Here is a 14,518-nt window from a genome sequence, read left to right on the forward strand (position 1 = left end):
GAGGCGAGGAAGGCCGCCGCCGGCGGACCTTGGGGGAACCATGAATCTCGCACCACGCAAAGTCCTGGCGGCGGCCGCCGCCGCGGTGGCCCTGGTGGCCGGGCAGGCCGCGGTGACCACGGCGGCGGCCGCTCCCGCGCAGAAGTCCCCGCTCCAGCAGCGGATCGACAGCTACGTGGCGGAGCACCCGGAATCCCGGCAGATCGGCACCGACAAGGTGAAGATCCCGGGCGGCACGCTGACCGTCCCGGCGCCGGGCAGCACGCCGCCCAGCACCAACGCCATCAGCTGCGGCAGCGGCTGGCTGTGCATCCAGGACGGCCGCGGCTACCGCTACGACTACTACACCTGCGGCTACTACAGCTTCTCGGGCATCGGCGACGGTGTCTTCAACAACAACCAGACCAGCGGCACCCGGGCCCGGTTCTACAACTCCGACGGAAGCGAGCGCTGGTCGCACGTCGCCAAGGGCTCCGGCACGGCGTCGTGGACCCCTGTCTTCGGCGTCCGGCCCTGCTGACCCGCCGGACGGGGGACGGCGGGTGACGGACGCTCGCTCCGGCGGGCGACCGGAACCTCGGCCACGAGGGCGCTCCGGCGAAGCAGGGGCCGCAGGCCGGCGGTACGGCACGCACGCACGCCGTACCGCCGGCCTGCGGCAGCCTGACGAAGGGACGGTCACGCCGCCGGCGAACGGCCGCCGGAGGGAGACGACCGGGGCTCCGCCCCCTCGTGCGTCCGCTCGGAGCCGTGCGCGGTGAAGACGAACGCCGAGCTGTCACCGTCCAGATCGATGGTCAGCGACGCGTCGAGCGCCTTGGCCAGGCGGGTGAGCAGGGGCAGGGTCGGTACGGAGTCCCCGCCTTCGATGGTCGAGATCTGCGGCTGGGTCATCCCGGCGCGTCGGGCCAGCTCCGCCTGCGACAGGCCGATTTCGGCGCGCCGGTCGAAGACCGCCTGCCCGAGCGCGAACGCGTATCCGGCCTCGGTGTAGGCGGGGGACTCCTCGACGGTCTCACCCAGCAGCCGCCTGGTCCGACGGGTCTTCCACTGCGCGTGATTCACAGCCGCTCCTCCTCGATCCGGTCGTACGTGTGCTCAGCTGGGCCATGCTCCGTCTCGCACACCTTCTGTGCCTGCTGGGCACGCTCAACCTCAACGGTCTCGCGCTGTCTGGCTCTTGCGGATCACCGTCAGCAACACGATGCGCCGCTGGGGAGCGAGCCAGTAGGCTGCGCGGAGTGAACGAATCCTCCCGTCCGCCGAGTATCTTCCGTCTCATCGTCACGGGGGGAGGTACTGGCGGTCACACCTACCCCGCGCTCACTGCGGTCCGGGCGTTGCAGGCCCGGCTGGCGGCCGACGGCCGGGCGCTCGACGTCCTCTGGATCGGCACGCCTGACGGGCTGGAGGCCCGTGTCGCCCCGGCCGAGGGCATCGCCTTCACGACGGTGGTGACGGGCAAGATCCGGCGGTCCGCGAACCCGCTCAAGATGATCAGCCCCGCGAACGTGCGAGACATGGCGCGTGTGCCGCTCGGTGTCGCCCAGGCCCGCAAGATCGTGAGGGACTTCCGGCCGGATGTCGTCCTCGCGACGGGCGGGTACGTCGCCGTCCCGGCCGGGCTCGCTGCCCGCATGTGCAAGCGCCCGCTGGTGCTGCACGAACAGACCGTGCGGCTCGGTCTGGCGAACCGGAAGCTCGCTGGGGCTGCGGCACGGATCGCCGTGTCGTCGGAGTCGACGCTCCCACTCCTCGCAGAGGCCGTTCGGCCTGCGGCCGTCGTCACCGGGAACCCGGTACGGCCGGAGATCCTGGCCGGGCACGCCGAGAAGGCGATCGCTGCCCTCGGGCTGGCCGGCTTCGACCGGCGGCTCCCGACGCTGTACGTCACCGGCGGCGCGCAGGGCGCGCAGCAGATCAACAACGTGATCCGGGACGCGCTCCCGTGGCTGGTGGAGCGCGCGAATGTAGTGCACCAGTGCGGGCCGGCGAACGTCGAGGACCTGCGTGCGAGCGCGTCGGCGCTCCCGCCGTCCCTTGCAGGGCGGTACTACCTCACTGGGTTCGTCGGCCCGGAGCTACCCGACGTCCTGGCGCTCGCCGACGTCGTGGTCTCCCGCAGTGGCGCCGGCACTCTCGCGGAGCTCACCGCCCTTGGCAAGCCGGCCGTATTCGTGCCGCTGGCCTCCTCTGCGGGGAACGAGCAGGCACACAACGCCCAGCACCTCGAGGACGCCGGCGCCGCCATCGCGCTCACCGGTGAGGTCACCGCAGACCGGTTGCAGAACGCCCTTGAGCCGCTCCTCACCGACCCGGCGCGGCGCAAGGGTATGGCGGAGGCGGCCCGGGCACACGGACGTCCGGACGCGGCGGACAGGCTCGTGGACGTGCTCCTGTCCGCCGCGTCCGGCGGCTGACCGGCCGGGTCCGTGTCTACGGAAGGTGCCGCGGGGCACCGTCCTGGATGAGGCGGACGACGTCGGCGAACGCGGCCGGTTCTCCGCCCCAGGGGTCGGGGACGTCCCGGTCTGCGAGGTAGAGGCCGAGCTTCGGCGCCGCTTTCTCGTCGGCGAGCGCGCGGAGCGCGGTGACGTTGCCGGTATCCATCGCGAGGACGATGTCCGCCCACCCCAGCAGGTCGCGGGTGATGTGCACGCCGCGGTGCACGCTGAGGTCGTAGCCGGCCTCCGCCGCGGCGGTCACCATGTGCGCGTGCGCGGGATGCCCCACCCACTTGTCCCGGACACCGGCCGACCGGACCTCGACGGCTGGGCCGCCGAGCTCCGCGAGGACGAGCGCGGCGAGCGGTGAGCGGCAGTGGTTCCCGAGGCACACGGTGAGGATGCGCCGCGGCCGGGCGGCGCTCACCGGCCGCCCCCGACGAGAACACGCCGGAGTTCGCCGGCGGCGTGCTCGGCGTCCGTCAGCGTGAGGTGCTGGTGGAACGGGAGCGTCATGATCTCCCGGCCCAAGCGCTCGGTAACCGGCAGCGGCCGGTGCCAGGCGGCGAAGGCCGGTTGGGTGTGGTTGGGCGGGTAGTGCACGCCGACGCCGATGCCGCGGTTTCGGAGTTCGTGGAACACTCGGTCGCGGCGGCCGTCGAGGACGCGGACGGCACACATCGGTGGGACCGTGCGGTCTACGTCGGCGTCGACCAGGTCGACGCCGACGATTCCGTCGAGGGCGGTGGCGTAGCCGCGCCATAGCGCGCGGCGCCGGGTCTCTGTCTCTGTGAAGTGGTCGAGTTGCACGAGGCCCACGGCGGCGTTCAGCGGCGACATCTGCGCACGCATACCAAACCCGCCGACGGTGTACGTCGTTGTCTCCGCGCGCCGGGCCGCAGGCTCCACGATGCCGAGGCCGCGGAGACGTCGGCAGGTGTCGGCCTCCAGCGGTGTTCGGGGGACAACCGCGCCGCCGAGCCCGCACGTGAGGTTCTTGATCGGCCCGAAGGAGAAGCACGTCACCACTCCGGTCGTGCCGACCCGACGCTGTCCCTGCCGTGAGCCGAACGCCTGGGCGGCGTCCTCGACCACGGTCACGCCCTGCTCATCGAGCGCTGGCCGGGCCGAGGTGAGGTCGACGGCCCGGCCGCCGTAGAGAACCGGCATGACCGCCCGGGTGTCCGGCGTGAGCGCGGCCAGGATTTGGGCGGCCTCGACGCACCCGGTGCCATGGTTGACTTCGACGAACCGCGGCCGGGCCCCAGTCGCGATGATCGCTTGCACGGTCGCGCAGAACGTGAAGGACGGCACGATCACCTCATGCCCGGGGCCGATCCCGGCGGCGAGCAGACCGACGTGGAGGGCGGCTGTGCCGGAGGCGACCGCGACGACGTCCGGAACGCCGAGGAAGGCCGCGATGCGCTGCTCGAACTCGTCCGTGATCGGGCCGTGGTTGTACTGGCCGGAGCGTAACGCGGAGGCGATAGCGGCCTCCTCACCGCCGTAGAGGTACGGGCGGGCGTTCCGCGCAAGGTCCGGGGATGGGGATGCGGTGCGGCTCATCGCGGCGTCCCTTCGCTGGTGGCCAGCGTCTCGACGTACTTCGTGAGGGTGACATCCGGCTTGTAAGTGAGCTGGTCATGGTCGACGTCCTGGCGGAAGAGGCCGCGGAGGTACTGCCCGACGTAGTCCGCGCCGGCCGCGGCAGAGGCGGGGAATCCTCCGCCGACCCTGGCATTGGTCTCGGTGATGACGACGCGGTCCGGGCCCTGCTCGTCACGGATGAAGCCCTGCACGCAGCACGCCCCGGTGACACCCGTCGCGGTGAGTGTCGCTCGGACGCACTCGGCGGCCTGGGCGTCGGTGAACGTGCGGGAGACAACGGCGAGCCCGCCCTTGACCAGGAGCCGGTATCGGAGGATCACGGACGCCTGGCCGGCACGGTCAACGAGGCAGTCCGCAGTGAACTCCCGCCCGTGGATGTACTCCTGCGCGATCGGCTCTGGTACGAGCTCGCACAGTACCCGGGCCTGGTCCCGCGTCCGGCACACATGCACGCCCTTGGTGCCCTGTCCGTATCGGGGTTTGACGACGAGAGGGCCGTCCGGGGCACGGTCGAGTTCATCCGGGAGGATGGTGCGCGGCGTCGGTACTCCGTGTTCGGCGAGCACGGCGGCGAACCGGGCCTTGTCGCCGCACGCCGTGACTGCATCCCGGGTCGGGAGCCAGGTGGTGACGCCGAGGTCGGCCAGCGGCCGACGGAGGGTGACCAGGCTCGGGAGTTCCCACTCGACAGTGGAGAGGATGCCGTGCGGGCGGGTCTCCGCACACAGCCGGAGCAGAGCCGCGCGGTACGTGGGGTCCGCCGCTGGTGGGAGGACGTGCGCGGTGACCTCCGGGAGGAGGAGCCCGGCCGCGTGCGGGTCCGCGTCGGCCGCGAGAACATTACAGCCGAGCCTCTGGAGGGACCGGGCGAGGTCGAAGCCGGGAGCGCCGCCGACGCCGGTCACGAGGATGCGCTTGGGCATCGCCGGTCACCGCCCTGCTGGAGTGGCGGGCACGGCGCGCCGCGCGGGCGGAGGCGCAGCCTGCGGGTTCCGCATCAGCGGCGCCCACCGGTCGGGGTTGCGGCGGTACCAGTCGACGGCCTCGGCCAGGCCGTCTTCCAAGTCCCGCTCAGGCCGGTACCCGAGTTGGGCGGATGCCTTTGAACAGTCGATCGAGTACCGCAGGTCGTTCGCCGGCCGGTCGGGGACGTAGGTCACCGCCTCCCAGGTGGCGCCGTAGATGCGCAGCAGGTACTCGGTGAGTTCCTGGCCGGTAAGGTCCGTGCCGCCGCCGAGGTTGTAGACCTCTCCGGGGGTGCCGCTGCGGAGGGCGGCCTCGATGCCGGCGCAGTTGTCTTCGACGTGGAGCCAGTTTCTGACGTGCTCGCCCCGGCCGTGGAGGGTGACCGGCTGCCCGCGCAGAAGCTGGGTGACGAACAGAGGGATGATCTTCTCGGGGTGCTGGTACGGGCCGTAGTTGTTCGAGGAGCGGGTCACACACACCGGCACCCCGTACGTCTGCCAGTACGAGAGGGCAATGAGGTCGCTCGCGGCCTTCGACGCGGCGTAGGGGACGGAGGGGCGGAGCGGGGAGTCCTCGGTGGCCGTGCCTTCCAGGAGCGGGCCGTAGACCTCGTCTGTCGAGACGTGCACGAACCTTTGCACCTCGTGCCGCGTCGCGGCGTCCAGGAGGGTCTGCGTGCCGCGGACGTTCGTCTCCAGGAACGCGGCGGCTGCGAAGAACGAGCGGTCGACGTGGGACTCCGCAGCGAAGTGCACGACCGCCGTGTGCTTGTCCATCAGACTGTCCACGAGTTCGGCATCGAGGATGTTGCCGTGGACGAACGTGAGCTTCGGGCTGAGGAACGCCGTCCCCAAGTTCTCGATGTGGCCGGCGTAGGTGAGAGCGTCGACCACGGTCACGGTCGCGACGTCGTCCGCGGCCAGGATGCGCTTGACGAAGTGCGAGCCGATGAAGCCCGCCCCACCGGTCACGAGCACGTGTTCCATGCATGCCTCCCTGGCAGGAAGGAGATGGCCCGGCATAGCCGCGGCCGTCTGGAGTCACCCGGCCGAGCGGCCGGTCGCTTTCACCATGCGGGACTCGGATGAGGGCCGGGAGGTATCTCCCGCTGGTCCGCACACGGCGTGCGTGGCACGCACATCGTGTGCATCCGTACGCCCTCCCGGCGTCGGGAGGTTGGCGCTACCGTCGTCCCTCCCACCCGTAGGAGGTACCTATGGAGGGCGTCAAATCAGCGCGTGAGATCGGGGCTGAGCTGCGCGGGGCCCGGGCCCGTGCCGGCCTTACACAGAGACAGGTCGGGAGCGCGGTCGGCTACTCGGCTTCGGCCGTCTCGCGGATCGAGGCCGGCAAATTGCGGCTTGAGCATGACCGGCTGTTGGCGTTCGCGTCGTTCCTGCACATCGCACCCGACAGGCTGGCGGGGACTCCTGTGCCTGTCAGTGCCGTGCTCGGTACGGTGGAGCACCCAGCGGATGAGGAGAATGCGGTGCGTCGTAGGAACCTGTTCACTGGGTCGCTGGCGATCGGAGTCACGGCAGCGCTCGGAAGCCCGCAAACCACTGTCGCCGCTGGCCTGGCCCACTCCGGGAGGCTGGAGGACGCACTGCTTTCGGGGTTGCCACGGTGCAAGTCCGCGCCAACCACGGCTGCTGTCAAGTCTGCGGTCACGCGCGCACGCGCAGCTCTGGAAGCCGGTGCTTACCAGGAACTGGATGCGGGTCTTCCTCAGCACCTCGCGCTCGCCACCGCCGCAGTCCGCGAGGGGCATGGCACGGAGGGGTTGTCCGCGTTGTACTCCATCGCGGCGCGAGTAGCGATCAAGGCGGGTGATGACCATCTGTTGATCGTGGCGGCCGACCGAGCGGTGCAGGCTGCACGTGACGGCGGCCATTCCCTGGCCCTTGCCGAGGCACACCGGATGGTCTCCAGTGGGTATCGTCGCGCAGGCCGTTATGACCGGGCGGCTCAGGTAGCAGTCCGGGCGGCTGATGAACTCGCGAGTGCACGGGACGTTCCTGCCGGAGCGCGGGCGTCAGCTCAAGGCCAATTGCTGGCCACGGCAGCCTATACAGCGGCAAAGGGCGCGGACCGAAGCGGCGCCATGGAACTGCTGGCGCGGGCGGACGCTGTGGCTGGCCGGAGTGCTGATGAACAGACGGCCGGCGGCTGGTTCGGTCCCCGACAGGTGATCTTGCACGAGGTGTCCGTGCATCAGGTGCTCAGCGCTCCTGACAAAGCCGTGGCGGCTGCGCGGCGGGTCGACCCGCGGGGACTGCCGCTCGAACGTGTGGCCCGACTGGGGCTCGATGTAGCCCGGGCCTACAGCGACTGGGGGCGTCCGGAGGCGTGTTTGCGGGCATTGCTCTCGGTAGAGCGTGTGGTGCCGCAGGAGGTGCGGCGGCCGGGGACGCGTGCGTTGACGGCGGGTTTGCTGTTCGGGCCGCATGTGCCGGGGCTTCGCGAGTTCGCCGCTCGCACCGGAGCGCTTCTCATTTGACGTGTTTCATGCTCGTCCGGCTGGCGCTCCCTTCTGGTCCGTGCGGGTGTACACACGGAAGCGAACACCGCGCTTCTCGGCAACACCGCTGCGAACCTCCTCTGACGGTATGGGCGAGCCCCCACCGTCGATGGGGGCCCGGGTCCAGCCCCGCCGATGACGCGCCGTGGCCCCGCCGTAGGGGGTGCTCCGGCAGGGCCACGGTTCCGGGGGCAGCGGAACGGGAGGCACCGCAGAACGGGGGGAATGCGGCCTTCGCCGCCCGCCGGGGTTGTGACGGTACGCCCGCTGGTGACTGGTGTCACCAGCCGTGCGGCGACTTGTCACATGGCATCCCGGGGGATATCACGGCCCCAGCGCCGGACGCCGGTGCCGTCCGGGGCGTAGACGGACCGGCCTCCAGGATTGGCGCACGGGTCGTCGGTCGGGGTGAGGTCGGCGCGGTCGGCGGTCAGGGTGCCGGCGAAGTAAGGGGCCGCAGCCGGCGGTACGGCACGAGTCACGCCGTACCGCCGGCCGTGCGAGCCACCGCCGGGAACCGGTTCCGGCCCCGGCCCCGGGGCGCCGTCACTTCCGCTTCGGCAGCCACTTCTGCCACACCGGCCTGTTCTCCTTCGCCCACGCCGCCGCCGCGTCGTCCGGTGACATCTTCCGCTCCGCGATCATCAGCGCGACCTCGTTCTGCTCCTCCGTCGTCCACCGGAAGTTCTTCATCAGCGCGGCCGCCGCCCCGCCCTGCCTCGCGAAGTCCGCGTTGAGGAACTTCTCCAGCGGCGTGTGCGGATACGCGCACGCGACCTTCCGCGCGTCGGCGTCGCAGCCCTCCTTGTACGGCGGGAGCCGGACCTCCGTCATCGGGACCTTCTCGAACAGCCACTGGGGCTTGTACCAGTAGGTCAGGAAGGGCTTCTTCTCCTTCGCGAACTGCTCGATCTGCGTGATCTGCGCCGCCTCGGAGCCCGCGAAGACGACCTGGTAGTCCAGGTTCAGGTTGCTGACCAGCGCCTTGTCGTTCGTGACGTACGACGGCGAACCGTCCAGCAGCTGGCCCTTGCCGCCGCTCTCCGGGGTGCGGAACCGGTCGGCGTACTTGTTGAGGTTGCGCCAGTCGGTGACGTCCGGGTGCTGCTTCGCGAAGTACGTCGGGACGAACCATCCGATGTGGCCGGTGACGCCGAGGCCGCCGCCGGAGGCGATCGTCTTCTTGTCGTCGACGTACCGCTTCTCCTGCTCCGGATGGCCCCAGTCCTCCAGGATCGCGTCCACCCGGCCCTGGCTGAGGGCGTCCCACGCGGGGACCTCGTCGATCTGGACGGTGTCCACGTGGTAGCCCAGCTCGTGTTCGAGCAGGTACTTCACGACGGCGACGTTCGCCTGCGCGCCCACCCAGGACTGGACGGCGAGCGTGACGGACTTCGCCCCCTGGGCGTTGGCGTACGGCGACGCCTGCTTGGTCATGTCGGCCGCGCCGCAGCCCGTGACCGCGACCAGGGCGCACGCGGAGGCGAGCGCGGCTGCGCCACGGGCGCGGGTACGGGTACGGGCGCGGGCAAGGGCTCGCGTGCGGGTACGGGTGTGAGGTGGACGAGCCATGTCAGGCCCCCTTCCGGTCGGCGCCCGCGCGTTCCGTGGGCTGGCTGACCCGGTCGAGCAGCAGGCCGAGGCAGACGATCGCCGCGCCCGCGACCAGCCCCGTCGCCAGATCGCCCTGGGCCAGGCCGAAGACGACGGAGTAGCCGAGCGCCCCGCCGCCGACCAGGCCGCCGATGATGACGACGGCGAGGACCAGCACGACGCCCTGGTTGACGGCCAGGCGCAGGGCCGGGCCCGCGAGCGGGAGCTGGACCTGGCGCAGCTGCTGGCCGCCGGTCGCCCCCAGCGAGCGCGCCGACTCCAGCGCGGACGCGTCGACCTCGCGCAGCCCCTGGGTGGTGATGCGGACGACCGCGGGCAGCGCGTAGACCACCGCCGCCGCGACCGCCGGCGCCCGGCCCACCCCGAACAGGGCGACCACCGGGATCAGGTAGACGAACTGCGGGAGCGTCTGGAAGACGTCGAGCACGGGCCGCAACAGCGCCTCCACCCGGCGGCTGCGGGCCGCCGCGACGCCCGTGGCGAAGCCGATGACCAGGGTGACCACGACGGCGGCCAGCACCTGGGACAGCGTGTCCAGCGACGGGTTCCACACCCCGAGCACCCCGGTCAGGGCCAGGGCGAGGACGGCGGTGAGCGCGGTCCGCCAGGTGCCGATCGCCAGCGCGAGAGCGGCCACGACCAGCAGCAGGGCCCACCAGGGCAGCCCCTGGAGGCCGCCGCGCAGCGGGTCCAGGACCCAGGTGGTGAAGCGGCCGGCCCAGTCCGCGGTGCCGCCGACGACGGGCACGCCCGAGTAGAGGTGGGCGGTCATCCAGTCGACGGCGCCGTTGACGGGCTCGGCGATGGCGACGGTCCAGGAGCCGGGCCAGTTCAGCCGGCCGGCGAGGCGTCCGGCGAGCGCGACGGCGACGGCCGCGACGGCGACGAGCACCCAGCCGGTCCGCCCCGGCCCCACCCACGCCCCGCGGAGCCGGCCACCGGCGTCACCGCCCGTACCGGACGGGGACGTACCGGACGGGGACGTACCGGACGCGGCCGGGCCCGATCCTGAGCCGGCCGCGGCCGTCACCCGGTCCAGCACCACGGCCAGCAGCACGATCGGCAGCCCGGCGGCCAATGCCGCGCCCACGTCGACCGAGGCCAGCGCCTGGTAGACGCGGTCGCCGAGGCCGCCCGCGCCGATGACGGAGGCGATCACGGCCATGGAGAGCGCCATCATGATCGTCTGGTTGAGGCCGAGGAGCAGCTGCGTGCGGGCGAGCGGCAGCCGCGCGCTCAGCAGCCGCTGCCGCGCCGTCGTGCCGAGCGAGGTCACGGCCTCCATGACCCCGCGGTCCGCCTCGCGCAGGCCGAGCGCGGTGAGCCGGGCCATCGGCGGGGCCGCGTAGACGACGGTGGCGAGGACGGCCGCCGGGACGCCGATGCCGAAGATCAGCACCACCGGCAGCAGGTACGCGAACGCGGGCAGCACCTGCATGGTGTCGAGCACGGGCCGCAGCGCGCGGTACAGCCGGTCGGAGAGCCCTGCGGCGAGGCCGAGCAGCGCGCCGAGCACGACGGAGACGACGACCGCGACGACCATCAGGGCCAGCGTCTGCATCGTCGGCACCCACATGCCGAGCAGCCCGCAGACGGCGATCGAGGCCACCGCGGTGAGGGCGAGCCGTACGCCCGCCACCCGCCAGGCGATCAGCCCGGCCGCGGCGGTGACACCGGCCCAGCCCGCGCCGAGCAGGACCAGGTACACGGCGCGCACGCAGAGCACCACGGCGTTGCTGATGTGCCCGAAGAAGTAGAGGAAGAGGGGGTGACTGTCGCGGTTGTCGATGATCCAGTCGCTGGCGCCGCCGAGGGGACCGGACAGATCGACGGTCAGGGCGTCCGGCCAGGCGGTGCCGGGCCAGAGCGTGAGCGCCGGCGGGACGAGCACGGCGGCGAAGACGGCGAAGGGCAGGAGCCTGGTGAGCGCGTGGGCGCGCAGGGCGGAGGCGAGCCGGCCGCGGGGAGCGGGCCCGGCGCCGGTGGCGGCCGGGGTCGCGGCGGTGCTCGCGGTCGGAGTCGAGGTCGGGGGCGGAGTCGAGGTCGGGGTCGAGGTCGGGGCGTGGGCCATCAACGCACCGCCCGGTCGGACCCCGCCCGCGCCCCGGCGGGTCCGTCGGGCTCGCCGGTCTCATCCGGTCCGCCGGTCTCATCCGGTCCGCCGGACACATCGAATCCGCCGGAGGCACCGGCCGCGCCCGACTCGTCCGGTCCGTCGATCGCGCCCGACTCGTCCGGTCCGTCGGACGCGTCGCGCTCGCTCGGCGTTCCCGCCACCACGTCCAGCAGGCACTCCCGGTCCACGACCCCGAGCAGCCTGCCCTCGTCGACCACCCGGGCCACCGGCTCACCGGTGCGGGCCACGGCCTCGATCGCCGCGGCCACCGTCGCGCCCGGGGCGAGCGAGGGGCCCCGGTCGCTCTCGCCCGGTTCCACCCGGCGCATGGCGGAGCGGACGCTGATGACCTGTTCGCGCGGCACGTCGCGGACGAAGTCCCGTACGTACGCGTCCGCGGGCCGGCCCACGATCTCCTCCGGCGTGCCCAGCTGCACGATCCGGCCGTCCCGCATCAGCGCGATCCGGTCGCCCAGGCGCAGCGCCTCGTTCAGGTCGTGCGTGATGAAGACCATCGTGCGGTGCTCCTCGCGGTGCAGCCGCACGACCTCCTCCTGCATGTCACGCCGGATCAGCGGGTCGAGCGCGCTGAACGGCTCGTCGAACAGCAGCACCTCCGGGTCGACCGCCAGCGCCCGCGCCAGCCCGACGCGCTGCTGCTGGCCGCCCGACAGCTGCCCGGGCCGACGCGACTCCAGCCCGTCCAGGCCGACCTTGGCGACCATCTCGGCGGCCCGCTCACGGCGCTCGGCGCGGCCCATCCCCTGGACCTCCAGGCCGTAGGCGACGTTGTCGAGGACCGTGCGGTGCGGCAACAGGCCGAAGTGCTGGAAGACCATGGCCGCCCGGTGCCGGCGCAGCTCGCGCAGCCGGGTCCGGTCCATCGAGAGGACGTCCTCGCCGTCGATGAGGATCTCCCCGGCCGTCGGCTCGATGAGCCGGGTCAGGCAGCGTACGAGGGTGGACTTCCCGGAGCCTGACAGGCCCATCACGACGAAGACCTCGCCCTTGCGGACGTCGAAGGACACATCGCGGACGGCGGCGGTGCAGCCGGTGCGGGCGCGCAGGCCGGCCGGGGAGAGCCCGGCCAGTCCGGGGTCGCCCGGGACGCGCTCCGCCTTGGGCCCGAAGACCTTCCACACGTTGCGCACGCCGAACACCGGCGGGCGGGTCGACACTTCCGCCTCGGTGCCCGGCGGGGCGAGGGCCCGCGTGCTCCGCTCGTCCTCGGTCCGTCCCGTCCGCCCCGTACCGTCCTTGCCCGCTTCGTTCAGAACGCTCATCGGATCCGCGCCTCCTGGTCCGTGCCCGTGTCGGTGCCTGTGTCGCTGTCCGTGCCTGTATCGCCGTCCGTGCCCGTATCGCCGTCCGTACCTGTGTCGGTCCGGGTGTCGTCGCCCGTGGCGCTCTTGAGGAGGTCCGCGCACTTCTCGCCGACCATCAGCACGCCGATCATCGGGTTCACCGCCGGCATGGTCGGGAAGACGGACGCGTCCGCGACGCGAATGCCGTCCAGGCCGCGGATCCTCAAGTCGGGCGACACGACGGCCTGTTCGTCGCCCGCCGCGCCCATGCGGCAGGTCCCCGCCGGGTGGTAGACGGTGTGCGCGACCTTGCGCGCGTACTCGCTCAGCTCCTCGTCCGAGGTGACCTCGGGCCCGGGGCAGACCTCGCGGGCGAGCCAGTTCGCCAGCGGCTCGGCGGCGGCGACCTGCCGCGCGATCCGGATGCCGTCCACGAGCGTCCGGCCGTCGTAGTCGTCCTCGTCGGTGAAGTAACGGAAGTCCAGGGCCGGCTTGGCCTCGGGGTCCGCGCTCGTCAGGTGGAGGCGGCCCCGGCTGCGCGGCTTGGGGATGTTCGGCGTCATCGACACACCGTGCGCGGGGCGTTCGTACCCCAGCCGCTCCGGGTTGTCGGTGAAGGGGATCTGGTAGAAGTGGAACATCAGGTCCGGCCCCTCGGCCGCCGGGTCGCGCCGGACGAACAGGCCGGCGTCCGAGTCCATCGCCGAGTTCTCGGGGATCGGCCCGTTCGTCTCCCAGACGATGACCGACTCGGGATGGTCCAGCAGGTTCTCGCCGACGCCCGGCAGGTCGTGCACGACCGGGATGCCGAGCCGTTCCAGGTCCGCGCGGGGCCCGATGCCCGAGTGCAGCAGCAGCCGCGGGGTGTCCACCGCGCCCGCGCAGACGAGGACCTCGCGGCGGGCCCGGACCAGCCGCTCGGTGCCGTCCGCGGCGCGGACGCGCACGCCCGTGGCGCGCGTGCCGTCGAACTCCAGCCGGTACGCCCAGGTCTCCAGCGCGATGTGCAGATTCGGCCGGTCCAGGAAGGGGTGGAGGTAGGCGACCGAGGCGGAGGAACGCTTGTTGTTCTCCGGGTGGTACGCCAGGTCGAAGAAGCCGACGCCCTCGTGGAAGGGCTTCTTGTTGAACCCTTCGACGCGCGGGACGCCGAGCGCGCTGCGCGCCGCGTCGACGAAGTCGCGGGCGATGGCGTTGCGGTCGGCCTCGTCCACCGGTACGACGTTGTTGCGCAGCCGGGCGAAGTACGGGTCCATGGCGGCGGCGTCCCAGCCCTCGGCCCCGGCGGCCGCCCACTCGTCCCAGTCGGACGGCAGCGGCTTGAACGCGATGAGCGTGTTGTGGGAGGAGCAGCCGCCCAGCACCCGGGCGCGGCTGTGCCGGATGTGCGAGTTGCCGCGTGGCTGCTCGGTGGTGGGGTAGTCGTAGTCCAGCTCACCACCCAGCAGGCCCATCCAGCGCCGCAGGGTCAGCACGTCGGGACGGTCGACGTCGGAAGGGCCGCCTTCGATGACGGCGACGCTGACGTCCGGGTCCTCGGTGAGGCGGGAGGCGATCACCGAGCCGGCCGTGCCGCCGCCGACGACGACATAGTCGTAGCTGTCCCGGCTGCCCCGGCTGTCCCGGCCGTCCGGACCTGCCTGGCCGTCCTGACTCTCCTGGCCGTCCTGGCTCTCCTGCTCGGCCACGGGTCGCATGGGTGGCATGGGTGGCATGGGTGGTGTGGCTCCTCTTCTGGAGGCTGGTGCGGGGCGGGGTGAGCGGTTGTGCCGTCCGGGTCGCCGGCGGCGCGGGCGCACTGGTGAGCGCTACGGGTCACCGCGACAGAGCACCGCTACGGGGCACCGCCGGGCGCGGGCGGAGCGCTCCCGCCCCGGGCGCCCGGCGGCACCGCTCCGGGGGGGGTTCACCGGCATGCGCGCCGACGGGCGGTGCCGGGCCGGGG

At 72.3% G+C, this 14,518-nt stretch carries 12 protein-coding genes and 1 pseudogene; 3 read left to right on the top strand and 10 right to left on the bottom strand.

Features of this window, described 5'->3' with window-relative positions; translation table 11 throughout:
- Positions 1 to 40: 40 nt before the first annotated feature.
- The gene (locus IG02_RS0115515; protein WP_030747197.1) at positions 41 to 520 is read left to right on the top strand and encodes a hypothetical protein; all 480 of its coding nucleotides are present in this window, start codon (positions 41 to 43) and stop codon (positions 518 to 520) included.
- Between the two features lie 158 nt (positions 521 to 678).
- Here the strand turns inward: IG02_RS0115515 and IG02_RS0115520 are convergent, their stop codons facing one another.
- Entirely contained in the window at positions 679 to 1,065 is a 387-nt protein-coding gene (locus tag IG02_RS0115520) for a helix-turn-helix domain-containing protein (protein WP_030747202.1), read from the bottom strand.
- Positions 1,062 to 1,239, bottom strand: a pseudogene (locus tag IG02_RS42835) (type II toxin-antitoxin system RelE/ParE family toxin); the annotation flags it as partial. The pseudogene IG02_RS42835 and the gene IG02_RS0115520, both read right to left, overlap by 4 nt.
- A 2-nt stretch (positions 1,240 to 1,241) precedes the next feature.
- Here IG02_RS42835 and IG02_RS0115525 point away from each other — a divergent pair.
- Positions 1,242 to 2,420, top strand: coding sequence for a UDP-N-acetylglucosamine--N-acetylmuramyl-(pentapeptide) pyrophosphoryl-undecaprenol N-acetylglucosamine transferase (locus tag IG02_RS0115525; RefSeq protein ID WP_030747205.1), 1,179 nt, complete (start codon positions 1,242 to 1,244; stop codon positions 2,418 to 2,420).
- Between the two features lie 16 nt (positions 2,421 to 2,436).
- On the opposite strand, the gene IG02_RS0115530 is transcribed toward IG02_RS0115525, so the two are convergent.
- The 4 genes from IG02_RS0115530 to rfbB are packed head-to-tail and all read right to left on the bottom strand — an operon-like array spanning position 2,437 to position 6,004.
- Positions 2,437 to 2,871 (bottom strand): low molecular weight protein-tyrosine-phosphatase, encoded by a 435-nt coding sequence (locus IG02_RS0115530; protein ID WP_030747208.1) that lies wholly within the window; start codon positions 2,869 to 2,871, stop codon positions 2,437 to 2,439.
- Positions 2,868 to 4,010, bottom strand: a complete 1,143-nt coding sequence (locus tag IG02_RS0115535) for a DegT/DnrJ/EryC1/StrS family aminotransferase (RefSeq protein ID WP_030747211.1) — start codon at positions 4,008 to 4,010, stop codon at positions 2,868 to 2,870. Before IG02_RS0115535 ends, IG02_RS0115530 begins: the two co-directional genes overlap by 4 nt.
- Positions 4,007 to 4,975, bottom strand: a complete 969-nt coding sequence (locus tag IG02_RS0115540; RefSeq protein ID WP_030747214.1) for an ATP-grasp domain-containing protein — start codon at positions 4,973 to 4,975, stop codon at positions 4,007 to 4,009. Before IG02_RS0115540 ends, IG02_RS0115535 begins: the two co-directional genes overlap by 4 nt.
- Positions 4,976 to 4,981: 6 nt before the next feature.
- On the bottom strand, positions 4,982 to 6,004 hold the full coding sequence (rfbB, locus tag IG02_RS0115545) for a dTDP-glucose 4,6-dehydratase (RefSeq protein ID WP_030747217.1): 1,023 nt from the start codon (positions 6,002 to 6,004) through the stop codon (positions 4,982 to 4,984).
- A 230-nt stretch (positions 6,005 to 6,234) separates the two neighbouring features.
- Between rfbB and IG02_RS0115550 the strand changes: the two genes are divergently transcribed.
- Positions 6,235 to 7,518, top strand: a complete 1,284-nt coding sequence (locus tag IG02_RS0115550) for a helix-turn-helix domain-containing protein (RefSeq protein WP_030747220.1) — start codon at positions 6,235 to 6,237, stop codon at positions 7,516 to 7,518.
- A gap of 567 nt (positions 7,519 to 8,085) precedes the next feature.
- On the opposite strand, the gene IG02_RS0115555 is transcribed toward IG02_RS0115550, so the two are convergent.
- The 4 genes from IG02_RS0115555 to IG02_RS0115570 are packed head-to-tail and all read right to left on the bottom strand — an operon-like array spanning position 8,086 to position 14,288.
- Positions 8,086 to 9,111 carry an ABC transporter substrate-binding protein gene (locus IG02_RS0115555; protein WP_030747223.1) on the bottom strand — a complete coding sequence of 342 codons (1,026 nt, stop codon included), beginning with the start codon at positions 9,109 to 9,111 and terminating at the stop codon, positions 8,086 to 8,088.
- 1 nt (position 9,112) lies between these two features.
- Entirely contained in the window at positions 9,113 to 11,224 is a 2,112-nt protein-coding gene (locus tag IG02_RS0115560) for an ABC transporter permease subunit (protein ID WP_051765078.1), read from the bottom strand.
- The gene (locus tag IG02_RS0115565) at positions 11,224 to 12,552 is read right to left on the bottom strand and encodes a quaternary amine ABC transporter ATP-binding protein (RefSeq protein WP_078854510.1); all 1,329 of its coding nucleotides are present in this window, start codon (positions 12,550 to 12,552) and stop codon (positions 11,224 to 11,226) included. The genes IG02_RS0115560 and IG02_RS0115565 overlap by 1 nt, the downstream gene beginning before the upstream one ends.
- Entirely contained in the window at positions 12,549 to 14,288 is a 1,740-nt protein-coding gene (locus IG02_RS0115570) for a GMC family oxidoreductase (RefSeq protein WP_234314755.1), read from the bottom strand. The genes IG02_RS0115565 and IG02_RS0115570 overlap by 4 nt, the downstream gene beginning before the upstream one ends.
- Positions 14,289 to 14,518 lie beyond the last annotated feature (230 nt).

This window comes from Streptomyces sp. NRRL F-5135, from assembly GCF_000719775.1.
Lineage (GTDB): Bacteria > Actinomycetota > Actinomycetes > Streptomycetales > Streptomycetaceae > Streptomyces > Streptomyces hebeiensis.

Excerpts from the sequence above, each read along its gene's own strand:
- IG02_RS0115515 (WP_030747197.1), top strand. The coding sequence starts at position 41 with ATGAATCTCGCACCACGCAAAGTCCTGGCGGCGGCCGCCGCCGCGGTG.
- IG02_RS0115535 (WP_030747211.1), bottom strand. The coding sequence starts at position 4,010 with ATGAGCCGCACCGCATCCCCATCCCCGGACCTTGCGCGGAACGCCCGC.
- IG02_RS0115540 (WP_030747214.1), bottom strand. The coding sequence starts at position 4,975 with ATGCCCAAGCGCATCCTCGTGACCGGCGTCGGCGGCGCTCCCGGCTTC.
- rfbB (WP_030747217.1), bottom strand. The coding sequence starts at position 6,004 with ATGGAACACGTGCTCGTGACCGGTGGGGCGGGCTTCATCGGCTCGCAC.
- IG02_RS0115550 (WP_030747220.1), top strand. The coding sequence starts at position 6,235 with ATGGAGGGCGTCAAATCAGCGCGTGAGATCGGGGCTGAGCTGCGCGGG.
- IG02_RS0115555 (WP_030747223.1), bottom strand. The coding sequence starts at position 9,111 with ATGGCTCGTCCACCTCACACCCGTACCCGCACGCGAGCCCTTGCCCGC.
- IG02_RS0115560 (WP_051765078.1), bottom strand. The coding sequence starts at position 11,224 with ATGGCCCACGCCCCGACCTCGACCCCGACCTCGACTCCGCCCCCGACC.
- IG02_RS0115565 (WP_078854510.1), bottom strand. The coding sequence starts at position 12,552 with ATGAGCGTTCTGAACGAAGCGGGCAAGGACGGTACGGGGCGGACGGGA.
- IG02_RS0115570 (WP_234314755.1), bottom strand. The coding sequence starts at position 14,288 with ATGCCACCCATGCCACCCATGCGACCCGTGGCCGAGCAGGAGAGCCAG.